The sequence below is a fragment of the Aulosira sp. FACHB-615 genome (genome assembly GCF_014698045.1).
Taxonomy (GTDB): domain Bacteria; phylum Cyanobacteriota; class Cyanobacteriia; order Cyanobacteriales; family Nostocaceae; genus Nostoc_B.
In genome coordinates this window covers 1-8,950 of sequence record NZ_JACJSE010000071.1, presented here as the reverse complement: position 1 = coordinate 8,950, position 8,950 = coordinate 1, and the positions used below count along the sequence as shown (strand labels likewise).

9 protein-coding genes and 1 pseudogene are annotated in these 8,950 nt (G+C 38.3%); 5 read left to right on the top strand and 5 right to left on the bottom strand.

The window, feature by feature from the left end; all coding sequences use genetic code 11:
- Positions 1 to 93: 93 nt before the first annotated feature.
- Together H6G77_RS34945 and H6G77_RS34940 are read right to left on the bottom strand one after the other, a co-directional pair.
- Positions 94 to 645: a DUF938 domain-containing protein gene (locus H6G77_RS34945; RefSeq protein ID WP_190874107.1), complete on the bottom strand. Its 552-nt coding sequence runs from the start codon at positions 643 to 645 to the stop codon at positions 94 to 96.
- Positions 646 to 665: 20 nt separating this feature from the next.
- On the bottom strand, positions 666 to 914 hold the full coding sequence (locus H6G77_RS34940) for a hypothetical protein (RefSeq protein ID WP_190595133.1): 249 nt from the start codon (positions 912 to 914) through the stop codon (positions 666 to 668).
- Positions 915 to 994: 80 nt separating this feature from the next.
- On the opposite strand from H6G77_RS34940, the gene dpdE reads away from it, so the two are divergent.
- Positions 995 to 4,300, top strand: a complete 3,306-nt coding sequence (gene dpdE, locus H6G77_RS34935; protein WP_190595134.1) for a protein DpdE — start codon at positions 995 to 997, stop codon at positions 4,298 to 4,300.
- Here the strand turns inward: dpdE and H6G77_RS34930 are convergent.
- Positions 4,263 to 5,541: pseudogene (locus H6G77_RS34930) on the bottom strand (RNA-guided endonuclease InsQ/TnpB family protein). The gene dpdE and the pseudogene H6G77_RS34930 overlap by 38 nt on opposite strands.
- 39 nt (positions 5,542 to 5,580) lie before the next feature.
- On the opposite strand from H6G77_RS34930, the gene H6G77_RS34920 reads away from it, so the two are divergent.
- A complete protein-coding gene (locus tag H6G77_RS34920; RefSeq protein WP_190595135.1) occupies positions 5,581 to 5,736 on the top strand; it encodes a hypothetical protein in 156 nt (51 codons plus the stop codon).
- Positions 5,737 to 5,836: 100 nt separating this feature from the next.
- On the opposite strand, the gene H6G77_RS36710 is transcribed toward H6G77_RS34920, so the two are convergent.
- Entirely contained in the window at positions 5,837 to 5,989 is a 153-nt protein-coding gene (locus H6G77_RS36710) for a helix-turn-helix domain-containing protein (protein WP_199331753.1), read from the bottom strand.
- A gap of 37 nt (positions 5,990 to 6,026) precedes the next feature.
- Between H6G77_RS36710 and H6G77_RS34910 the strand changes: the two genes are divergently transcribed.
- Entirely contained in the window at positions 6,027 to 6,161 is a 135-nt protein-coding gene (locus H6G77_RS34910) for a ribbon-helix-helix protein, CopG family (RefSeq protein ID WP_190595136.1), read from the top strand.
- Between the two features lie 304 nt (positions 6,162 to 6,465).
- Here the strand turns inward: H6G77_RS34910 and H6G77_RS34905 are convergent, their stop codons facing one another.
- A complete protein-coding gene (locus H6G77_RS34905) occupies positions 6,466 to 7,815 on the bottom strand; it encodes an RNA-guided endonuclease TnpB family protein (protein WP_199331754.1) in 1,350 nt (449 codons plus the stop codon).
- Between the two features lie 79 nt (positions 7,816 to 7,894).
- On the opposite strand from H6G77_RS34905, the gene tnpA reads away from it, so the two are divergent.
- Positions 7,895 to 8,302, top strand: coding sequence for an IS200/IS605 family transposase (tnpA, locus tag H6G77_RS34900; RefSeq protein ID WP_190595138.1), 408 nt, complete (start codon positions 7,895 to 7,897; stop codon positions 8,300 to 8,302).
- A gap of 183 nt (positions 8,303 to 8,485) precedes the next feature.
- Positions 8,486 to 8,950, top strand: a 465-nt coding sequence (locus tag H6G77_RS34895; RefSeq protein WP_190874106.1) for a hypothetical protein, incomplete at its 3' end; no start/stop codon positions are given.

The window sequence follows — 8,950 nt, the reverse complement described above, 5'->3', positions numbered from 1 at the left end:
TGATAAGATATCGGGCATGGGCTTGTTGTGGCTTTTGAGTTGTCGTTTGGGAAGACAATAACTCTACTACATCAGCCCTCTCTCTTCATCCTCTTATTTTGGCGAAGGTATTGCTCCCCATTCTCGGTTTTGAGCGCGTAAATATTCGTCAAAAGCTGCATTACTTACGGCTGTATGTTCTCCACCCACTTTAAAAGGGCCGTACAAATAGAGGATACCACCCACAGGCAATATCCGACCTGCAAGAGCCATTAGTCCTAAACAAGCTGCCCACGGTGAAATATGAATCATGTTGATATTAACAATGGCGACAATTGGTGAGTTATTTAACAAACCGCTTGCTGTTTGGTTCTCTACTATCCATACTGGTTCTGTGACATCAAGCTCCAAGGGCGGATACACATTTGTACATTTGTAGTGTTCAGTCCATGCCGTAATGCTGGCTCTTGCTTGTGGGTTCACATCTGTTGGTAGCCAGACACAATCTTTGAACTTGTCGGCAAAATAAACTGCGTGTTCGCCTGTACCACTAGCAATTTCTAAAATTGTGCCTCTGTGGGGCAATACCTTTAACAGTATTTCTAAAATCGGTTCGCGGTTGCGCTCGGTGGCTGCTGCGTATTGTCGTGCGTCTTGTGATCTCATTTGTATGATTTTACTGGTTTTTAGTTTAGGCGATCGCCACGAGTAATTGGAAATGTGGAATGCAGGGCGGTATTTGTCAAAAATTCTTCGTATCCTGTCAACTGGGTAGGGCGTAATGGTGCAGAAAAAAAAGAAACAATCGCAGATGTTTTGCCAATTGCTGACTGTGGCTCCTGATTGGGTGGAATGGATGGGGTGAGTTGAGTTGTCGGGTTCTGTTTATCATTCGCTTGTTTTTTCTTGACTAAATAATTTTCTGAAGCAGGCACAAAAAACAGTTAGAATTGAAATTCTGCAAAATTTCCAGATGTGCCTTTGCAGGTTCAGGAGTATTTAGGCGATTATAACTATGATTAAAATTGGCTCACTAGTGCAGTCCTCAAATAATTCTTTGGGGATAGGAAAAGTTATTGAAATTTCTCACAGCAATATTGTTGTTGAATACTTCTGTTCAATAGGGCAACGCTGGCAAAAAACTTTACCCTTACAGTCGCTGTCTCTAGTGAGACTCAAACCTCAAACTCGGTGTTATGTCAAGCTAAAAGACCAAGATAATTGGATAATTGGCAAAATATTTGTTTGGGACGAAGACATCGATAAATATCAAATTGATTTACCTGCTAAGAAGTCTGTAATTACGGCGGAAAAGGAAATTTATGTTCGTTGCAATTTAGAGATAAAAGATCCTATTGAAACTTTAGCTATCAAAGGGCATGAAACACCTTATTTGAACGAAAGAAGGTTGGCTCTAGTTAAATGCTTAGTAAAGCAAAGGGCTGTTAGCCGTGGAATTCCAGGACTAATCTCATCTAATATTCATCTTTATCGCCATCAAGTAGAAGCTATTTGGCGTGTATTAGCACAGCCAAATCAAAGGTACATTTTAGCGGATGAAGTCGGACTGGGAAAAACTATTGAAGCGGGTGTAATCTTGCGCCAGTATCTCCTAGATGAACCTAAAAAAAATGTATTAATCCTGGTGCCAGGAAAGTTATTACAACAATGGAGAAGTGAGTTAGAGAACAAGTTTTATATTTCTCACTTTCCTAAAAGAGTAGTATTACTAGCATCTGAGGATGTAAATAAAATCAATATTCCAACTAATATTGGCTTACTCATAGTTGATGAGGCTCATCATATTGCAGCAATGGCTAAGTCTAAAGATACAAAAGTCCATCAGAATTTTGAAACTCATAAATATCTAGCTCATAGAAGCGAACACTTACTTTTATTATCCGCCAGCCAGATTCTTCAGCATGAACAAGATTTGCTAGTAATGCTGCATCTGCTTGAACCAACAAATTATCAACTGGATGATTTAGAAAGCTTTCATTTAAAAATTCATCATAATAAACTTCTGGCTCAAATTATTTCTGCATTAAAGAATGAATTCAACAATTCCAATATTCAAAATAATTTAGAGCAATTACAAACTTTATTTCCTCAAGATAAATATTTATCAAGTCTAATAGAGGAATGGAAAAGCAGTTTACAGACAGATTCGACTGCTCAAAGAAAAATTATCCCAGAAATTTGTATTTACGTTAGTGAAACATATCGATTACATCGCCAAATAATTTGTAACCGTAGGGCTGACGTAGAAGATGCAATATTGAGTCGTAATCTCACGCCTAAAGAAGAATATGATTTAGATGAGAGATCGCCTGAGATTCATGAACTCATTGAAAAATGGCGTACTATTGCTCCTAACCAGGAAGCTTATCAACGAATTTTTCGGCTTTTGTTCTTGGCATCTGGTACATGGTTAGGCGTTTTAGACCAAGTAATTGCAGCACGTCAAAGCGGGATTCGTCATCCAATGCTTATCAAAGATTTTAATCATGATGATATTAATCTCTTAACGGCAACTCCAAAATTTAAAGGTGAAGAGGAGATTTTGATATCTTTGCGCCAAATTATTAGTCAACCCTCAGAAGACGGAGACCGAATTGAACTTCTAAATATTATCCTTCTCTATCGCTTATCAGAAATTTTTGGTTTACAATCGTTGCGTCATAATATTCCACAACTAAGCGAAAGAATCAAGCAGCGAATTAATCGACCTGTTCCTGGTGATTTTTTCCCTAAAATTTTAATATTTACTGGTTTTGGTCAGACTTGCCTCGAAATATCTCGTGTCCTATCCAAGACTTTTGGTGTAGACAGTGTTGCCATTCATCACTCAGAACAAAATTGGAGAGAAAATGAGAAAAATTTAAATCTATTTTACAGCCAGCCTAATTGCTTTATTTTGATTGGTGATTCTTCTGCACAACAAGGACATAACTTCCAATGTGTTGATTGGGTAATTAATTTTGACCTTCCTTGGATACCTGATGAACTAGAACAAAGAATAGGAAGATTCGACCGGATTGGTCACTCCAAAGATATTGATTTTACTGTGCTAGTTGGTGCTGATCTAGAAGATAGCCTTCATGCAGCTTGGTATCAACTTTTGAAAGATGGATTTTTAATTTTTACCCAGTCAATATCTAGTTACGATTTTATTCAGCAATTATCTATATTAGAGCAAACTTTATTTCAATCAGGAGCTAATGGTTTATTAACACAAGTTGATTTCATCAAAAAAGAAATTGCTCAAGCACAATTAAAAATCAATGCCGAAAACGATTTCAATGAAATTAGCTTCCAAGAAGATGCTAATACATATTTCACAGAATTAGTTAATTACGATAGCCATTATTTAGAAATCAAACGGTCTACCGAAGACTGGATGAATGATATTTTAAAATTTAAATCAATTTATCATCCCACTTTAGCAGATGTGAAGTATTATCAAGCCAGCAAATACACTTTAGTTTCTGTTAATGAATTGACAACTCACTTCGCTAATAGCAATATCAATCAATTTGGCACTTATAATCGCACTATAGCTAACATCAATCCTGGCGTTAAACTTTTTCGCATTGGTGAAAAATTAGTAGATACAATCTCTAGTTATGTTAAATGGGATGACCGTGGTCAAGCTTTTGCTCTCTGGCGACAAGATTTATCCTGGGATAGCAACCAAGGAATGGAATGGTTTGGTTTCCAGTGCAACTATTTAGTTGAATGCAATCTCGAAAAAATCCAGCAAATCTTTACAGATTATCAACTTAGTGATTTTCATTTCAATATTTTGAAACGTCAAGTTGATGCCTTGTTTCCACCATTCATTAGCACTATCTTTATTGATGCTCGTTCTGAAGAATTATCTGATGTTAAAGATGAATTACTCTTAAGCATTTTACAGCGTCCATATCAAAAAGGTAAAGATCCCCATCAAGGACAAGATTATAATCTTGCTAAAGAGCGTTTAGAGATTATTGACAATTTTATTGCTCCCCATAATTGGCATAATCTTTGCTATCAAGTGGCTGACACCTCTAAAATATTACTTAGCCAACGTCAAGACTTTACTCAACTATGTCAACACTATGCTCAGGTAGCAGAACAGAAATTAACTCATAGAGTAGAGCAATTAAATCTACACCTGCATACACAAACTTGGAATAATGCTCTAGCAGAAGAAGTAAAAATAGAAAGACTTTTAAAATCCGCTATTGTTCAGAGTATTTATCAGCCTGAGCTTCAGCTTGATTCTATTGGTTTCATTGTTATATCTGGGCGGCCTGTTTCTGGGGATATTCAATAAGTGACATACTCCCACACCTCAGCAAGCTGCTTTGTGTGGGCTTCTCACCAAATCCAGCTATCGCTTCGGATACTCGATGAGCTTTAAGAACCGGATGCCCCTCGGCTCTATTTTTTATATTTTTTGCTGCATTATGGTCACGGTCAAGACTGCATCCACAATGGGGACAGTTATGCCATCTTTCATGTAATTTCTTAGGTACTTTCGCACCACAATTAGAACATTCTTGACTCGTCCCAGATGCTTTAACAGGTATTACCAACAAACCAGCATTTTCGGCTTTGTTTATCAGTATTGATAAAAAGCTGCCCCATCCAGCATCATATACAGACTTAGAAAATCTAGACTTTGAAAGTCCTTTGATGTTTAAATCTTCATGTGCAATTACATCATATTTTTTCAGTAAGTTGTTAGCAGTTTTAAAGTGAAAATCTCTGCGCTTGTCAGCAACTTTTTTATGTTGTTTACCTAATTGCTTAACTGCTTTTGTTCTACGATTACTACCCTTCTTTCGTCGTGAAACACGTTTTTGGATAACTCTCAGGCGTTTTTGAGCCTTACGGTAATGTTGAGGAATAGGCACTGTTTCACCATCAGCAGTTGTCAAAAATTCTTTTAATCCCATGTCAATACCAGTTATTGATTCTGGATTAATATCTGGTTTGATTTCTGGAACTGTAGAATCTTCTAGGCTAAGAGTTAAATAATAACCATCTACTTTTTTAGTGACAGAAGCAGTTTTAATTTTGAACCCGTCAGGTAATGGACGATGCAAAATAACTTTTATTTTACCTAGTTTTGGTAAATCAATTAAATTACCTTGCAAACATCCATCTTTCATTTGTGGATATGTGAAAGTGCGGTATCTATTGCGAGGTTTAAAACGTGGTCTACTACTTCTTTTCCCATTACTATCACCTTTGAGAAATCTATCAAAACTTATCTTAACTCGCTTAACCGCATCCTGCAAAACTTGTGAATAGATATCACCATAATGAGGATGAGTTTTCTTAAGCTCAGGTAATGTTTTCTTTTGCGAATAGTAGTCTGGATTGTCTCTTAACTTTGGAAGATGACAAACACTCTTGACAAGCATTAACTGGACAACGATTTTGCTCATACCAATTAAATCTATCAGCCAACAAGTAATTATATTGAGCGCACATCATAGACAGCCATCTGTCTATTTCTGTTGTTTGTTGTTTTGTTGGGCGTAGTCTGTATTGATATGCTGTCCTCATTTGTTTATTACATTGCGTTATGAATATGATAACATAAATATGTTCGCGTTGTGTACACAAATGCCAAAAAAAGATTTACACGTTAGATTAAGCGACCGCAGGTTAAACAAAGTCAGGCAGTATGCTGCAAATAAAGATAAAACGGTAACTCAGGTTATTGAAGAATTAATTGATACATTACCTGACCCGAAATAAAATATTTTGCTCGTTTCCTCCATGTTCTCCTTCCTCTCTACGAGACGCTACGCGAACGCTGTCGCATTGGTCGGAGAACTGTCGTCAACTCACTCGCAATTCATCTCAACACCTCCCTCCGGGTAGGTGTGAGGCTTCTTGCTGTTCTAGCTAATTGACGGTTGTACCAATATTGGCAAATCCGCAGCCAATGATTTAACTCTAGCTTCTGGTCAGTGGTTGGAATTGCTTTGTACTGGTAGGTGTATTTCATACTATCATTGTATCGCAATCTGCAATACATTATAATCATGACCAGCAAAGAATCTGTGAACATTCGACTCCCAAAACAAGAGAAGGAAATATTAGACCGATATTGCAAAACAGTTGGCAGATCCCAGACGGATGTGATTCGAGAGTTCATTCGTTCATTGCCTGAGAGATAGTTCGTTTTGTCGTTGCTGCTCTCTCTTGCCTTATTGCATTCGGCATCACTCAAACAGCACTCCTCAACTCACGCGCATTCCTCTCACACCAAATCAGAGATTATGCTCTGAGGCTCCTGCTGCTCTAGCTGAACCGTATTGAGTTATCACTACAAGTTTGTAGAGCAATTTCTCCTTTTGACTACGCCAAATTTGAGAGTGAGTATCAACTAGGTACAAATTCAATCCTCTACACCTAAAATTTCTGACCAAATCTTTTGCTACTGACTAATCTCTCATAAGCATCCAGATGAACTACCCAGACCTACTTCGTTGAGGTCTGGGTTTCTGAAACCAGACCAGTAGATTTAGGTTTTTGACGCTTCATTTGTCCTAGTTGCTTCATGCTTCCCGCTTGTTTACGGGTGCGTGAAGTAGAGCCAGTGACATCAGCGTCTACGAAGCTAGTTCCTAGCTCCGTCAGATTAACGCCACTTGCTCCACTTGGGGAGACCCCAAGACCGCAGTGGCTCCCTTTAGCCCAGTAAAGCATTACTTCAGCAGCAGCAATATCACGGTCTTGCACATATCCACAAACGCCACAATCGTGAACTCTAATATCAAGCGTCTTTTTGTGCTGATGACCACATTTTGGGCAAGTTTGACTAGGCTTTACTTTCTTGGTAGGAACTTCCACAAACACACCACCAATTTGCTCTACTTTGTATTTGATGGTACTGCGTAGCATTCCAAAACCTACATCTAGTATTGACTTATTCAAACCTGCTTTTTGCTTTTTGCGTTTACCTTTTTTAGCCTTACTAGTCATGTTTTTGACTTCTAGCTTTTCAGTTGCAACGAAGCTATTACTGCTTACTATTTCTGATGCAACTTGATGTACCCAATTTTGACGCTGATTAGCAACTTTACGAGTTAGCTTACTAACCTTAGATTGGGCTTTTTTCCATCTTCTAGAAGCTTTGATTTTTTTATTTTTATTTGGCGCTTGCTTCCGTCTTTTAGTTTTGGAAGCTTTTTTAATTAGTTGTTCAGAATTCCTCAAGAATTTAGGAGCATCAATTTGTTGATGATTTTCACCATCGGTAATTGATAATGCTGAATTACAACCTAAATCTATCCCAATTGCGCCAACTGGTAGGATTTCAGGTTTAAGAGTTTGGTCTAAGACATCAACCGTAATAGAGGCGTACCATTTACCGTTACGAAAAACGATTGTGCAAGTAGTAGGAGTTCCCCAATACTTAGCCTGTCCTCGCATCTGAACACGCCCAATTTTAAACAAATTCAAATAACCATTTTCACCATCAGACTCTACAGAATAGCCTGATTTAGCTGGATAAGTCCAACCTGAATAATGACGAATTGATTTGAATCGTGGACGCTTACCTAAACCTTTGAACCAACGCTCAAAGGCATAATCAACACGTTTCAAAGTAGCTTGTAGAGATTGAGAATTTATTTCTTTGTACTCTATCCAAACATCTTTGAATGCTGGTAAACAATTCTGTTGCTCGAAATAGCTAACAGAATGATTGAATTTTTGATATTGAGTAAATCTGTTATAAACAGCAGCGTTGTACAAGTCTTTGTGTAACTTTCGGTGATACCTCAAAGACTGTTCTATTTGTTTGTTTGGGTATAACCGAAAAGTCATTCGCCTTGTAGCCACTGATTTATTTGCCTCCTTTTTTGATTTGTTCTATGATATTAGAGTTGATGTATAGGCTTGTCAAGTGGTTCCCAGAAAGGGTTCTCATTCAGTTTTCTCTATTCACCTACATCTTGTGTTTGTGGCCAAGTACAGACGCAAAACAATAACCGCGCCAATTTTGGAACGGTTGCATGAAATATTTGCTAATGTCTGTATCAAAACCAAATGCAGACTAATCGAGTTTTCTGGTGAAATAGACCATGTTCATTTACTAATTGACTTTCATCCTGATAACAATCTATCTGCTCTTGTGGGTAGTCTAAAATCAGCGTCTAGTAGAGTTATCCAAAAAGAATTTTCAGAACATTTATCTACTTTTTATAGAAAACCTGTATTTTGGTCTAGTTCATATTATGTTGCTTCTACTGGTGGCGCACCAATCGAGAGAATCAAGCAATATATACAATCTCAAGAAACACCAGAAGATTGATTGATTACTCCTCATACATACCATTCCCTTATCAACCTTGTGGTTGATTTTGGCCAGGTATGCAATCGTCGTAACCCGCTATTCATCCCTACCTTGCTTCGCTGAAGGTAGGGACTTTCGCGTTATGTTAAAACGCTTCGCTAGTTGCCATTGAAAACTCTCTCGTACTTCAGGAGAAAAACAATGGAAACTCTACAATCCACACTAACCTACGCTATCGAAATCGTTGTTATGAGCTTCGTCACCGTTATTGTGATAGACACAGTTAACAGCGTTCTCGCTCAAGCACATAAAGCTTACACCGCATCAAAAATCCAGAAGCTTGACGCATCTTTAGTGCCAGAACTACTCGCTACAACACCAACAACACCAACCACACCAGTACCAGCACAACCAATCGCTACACCAGAGTTCGTGCTAACAGATGACCCTTGGCAAGAGCAGTCCGCGCAACTGCCCGACCCTTGGGATCTCCCCACAGAAATCCAACCAACCCCAATACTGCCCCAAGCTGTTGTACTTCCGTTCCCCTCACTCAAGCTGTTGCCGCCAGCAGCTTCCGTTGTGCAACAGACTAAGCCCAAGTCCAAAACCACCAAGCCCAAATCTACCACAACCAAGAAAACCACTAAACCTAAACCTACCAAC

Excerpts from the sequence above, each read along its gene's own strand:
- H6G77_RS34945 (WP_190874107.1), bottom strand. The coding sequence starts at position 645 with ATGAGATCACAAGACGCACGACAATACGCAGCAGCCACCGAGCGCAAC.
- dpdE (WP_190595134.1), top strand. The coding sequence starts at position 995 with ATGATTAAAATTGGCTCACTAGTGCAGTCCTCAAATAATTCTTTGGGG.
- H6G77_RS34920 (WP_190595135.1), top strand. The coding sequence starts at position 5,581 with ATGTTCGCGTTGTGTACACAAATGCCAAAAAAAGATTTACACGTTAGA.
- H6G77_RS36710 (WP_199331753.1), bottom strand. The coding sequence starts at position 5,989 with ATGAAATACACCTACCAGTACAAAGCAATTCCAACCACTGACCAGAAG.
- H6G77_RS34910 (WP_190595136.1), top strand. The coding sequence starts at position 6,027 with ATGACCAGCAAAGAATCTGTGAACATTCGACTCCCAAAACAAGAGAAG.
- H6G77_RS34905 (WP_199331754.1), bottom strand. The coding sequence starts at position 7,815 with ATGACTTTTCGGTTATACCCAAACAAACAAATAGAACAGTCTTTGAGG.